This is a genomic window from Pseudomonas sp. K5002 (genome assembly GCF_013386655.1).
Taxonomy (GTDB): domain Bacteria; phylum Pseudomonadota; class Gammaproteobacteria; order Pseudomonadales; family Pseudomonadaceae; genus Aquipseudomonas.
Window position 1 is genome coordinate 1 of the sequence record NZ_JACARK010000603.1, and the last position, 2,307, is coordinate 2,307.

Consider the following 2,307-nt stretch of genomic DNA (forward strand, 5'->3'; position numbering starts at 1 on the left):
GGCCATCTGGGCCTGCGCGTTGGACCGATGATGGCCTCCCAGGACCTGCTCACCGTGACCCTCGAAGGCGTCGGTGGCCATGGCTCCATGCCGCACCTGACGGTCGACCCGCTGGTGGCCGCCGCCAGTATGGTCATGGCATTGCAGACCGTGGTGGCGCGCAATATCAATGCCCAGGAAGCCGCCGTGGTGACCGTCGGTGCCCTGCAAGCGGGCCAGGCGGCCAACGTGATTCCCCAGCAAGCACTGTTGCGTTTGAGCCTGCGTGCCCTGGATGCAAACGTGCGTGAACTGATGCTGGAGCGGGTCAAGGCGATCATCCTGACCCAGGCCGCGAGCTTCGGCTGCACCGCGCAGATCGAACATCGCCCGGCCTATCCGGTGCTGGTCAACCATCCCGAAGAAACCGAATTCGCCCGCCAGGTCGGCGTCGCCCTGCTGGGTGAAGATGCCGTCGACGGCAACACCACCAAGCTGATGGGCAGCGAAGACTTCGCCTGGATGCTGCAACGCTGCCCCGGCAGCTACCTGTTTATCGGCAACGGCGTGTCGCGGCCGATGGTCCACAACCCCGCCTATGACTTCAACGACGACATCCTGTTGACCGGCGCCGCCTACTGGGGCGCGCTGGCCGAGAGCTGGCTCAAGCCCGCCTGACGACCTCTTTTTTCTGCCGCTGGACCCTTTTCCGACTGGTTGAATGGAGTGTTCCCATGCAGGCTTCAAAACAAGGTGTATCCCGCACCCGCCAAGTGGTGGCGGCGGTGATCGGCAATGCGCTGGAATGGTATGACTTCATCGTCTACGGCTTTCTCGCCAGCATTATCGCCCGGCAGTTTTTCCCCTCGGAGGATGAATACGCCTCGCTGCTGATGGCCCTGGCCACCTTTGGCGTCGGCTTCTTCATGCGCCCGGTGGGCGGGATTCTGCTGGGCATGTATTCGGACCGCAAAGGCCGCAAGGCTGCGATGCAACTGATCATCCGGTTGATGACCATCTCTATCGCCCTGATCGCTTTCGCCCCGAGCTATGCTGCCATCGGCATGGGCGCGCCGATGCTGATCGTGGTTGCGCGCATGCTCCAGGGCTTTGCCACCGGCGGTGAATACGCCAGTGCCACGGCGTTCCTGGTGGAGAGCGCGCCGGCCCATCGCAAGGGCCTGTACGGTTCCTGGCAGTTGGTGGGACAGTGCCTGGCGGTGTTCGGCGGCGCGGCGATGGTGGCGTTGGTCACGCACTTCTTCGAGCCGCAAACCCTTGAAGTCTGGGGCTGGCGCCTGCCGTTCATCTTCGGCTTGCTGATCGGCCCGGTGGGCTTGTGGATCCGCCGGCACATGGAAGACCCCGAGGAATTTATCGAGGCACGCAAACAGGCCAAGGGTGCGGCGCCGAGCTTGATGGACGTCATCCGCGACCACCGCCGCAGCATCTTGGTTTCGATGGGCCTGGCCTGTGGTGCAACGGTGTCGTTCTACGTGGTGCTGGTGAACATGCCGACCTTTGCCCACAAGAACCTCGGCCTGCCGCTGGACCAGGTGTTGATGGTGCAGATGTTCGCGGTGGCGCTGATGACCGTGGTGATTCCGCTGTCCGGCCTGCTGTCGGACCGGTTCGGTCGGCGCCCGGTATTGATGGCGTTCACCCTGGCGTTTTTTGTGATGGTGTACCCGCTGTATGTGTGGGTCGCGGCGGCACCGTCCATCGAGCGTTTGCTGGTGATGCAGGTGATGTTGTGCACTGCCATCGGCGGCTTTTTCGGCCCGGCGCCGACGGCCCTGGCCGAGCAGTTTCCCATCGAAGTACGCTCCACCGGGGTGTCAGTGGCGTACAACGTGGCGGTGATGGTATTCGGGGGCTTTGCGCCGTTGATCGTCACCTGGCTCAGCAAGGTGCTGGGCACGCCGGTAGCCCCGGCATTTTATGTGCTGTTCGCTTGCGTCCTGACGCTGCTGGGCACTTACTGCATGCATGAGGCGCCACGGGCGAAACGACCGGCGCCGTTTTCCAGCGAGGTGAAACCTTGAGTATTGTTGAACTGGATGCCATCGAACTGTCTCGGGCGATCCATGCGCGGCAGGTGTCCTGCCATGAAGTGATGCAGGCGTATCTGGCCCAGGTCGAACGCTTCAACCCGACGGTGAATGCGCTGGTCTCGCTGCGCTCCCATGAGGACGTGCTGGCCGAAGCGGCGCAGCGTGATCGCGAGTTGGACCAAGGCCAATCCCGTGGCTGGATGCACGGCATGCCCCAGGCGATCAAGGACCTGGCGGCGACCCGGGGCCTGCGCACCACCCTCGGTTCGCCGCT

Annotated in this window: 3 protein-coding genes; all 3 read left to right on the forward strand. The window is 63.6% G+C overall.

Features of this window, described 5'->3' with window-relative positions; all coding sequences use genetic code 11:
• A partial coding sequence (locus HX846_RS24495) for an amidohydrolase (protein ID WP_178966251.1) occupies positions 1–657 on the forward strand: 657 nt, incomplete at its 5' end.
• 56 nt (positions 658–713) lie between these two features.
• Complete coding sequence (locus HX846_RS24500) at positions 714–2,024, forward strand: citrate-proton symporter (RefSeq protein WP_087692639.1); 1,311 nt, start codon at positions 714–716, stop codon at positions 2,022–2,024.
• Positions 2,021–2,307, forward strand: a 287-nt coding sequence (locus HX846_RS24505; RefSeq protein ID WP_256739887.1) for an amidase family protein, incomplete at its 3' end; no start/stop codon positions are given. The genes HX846_RS24500 and HX846_RS24505, both read left to right, overlap by 4 nt.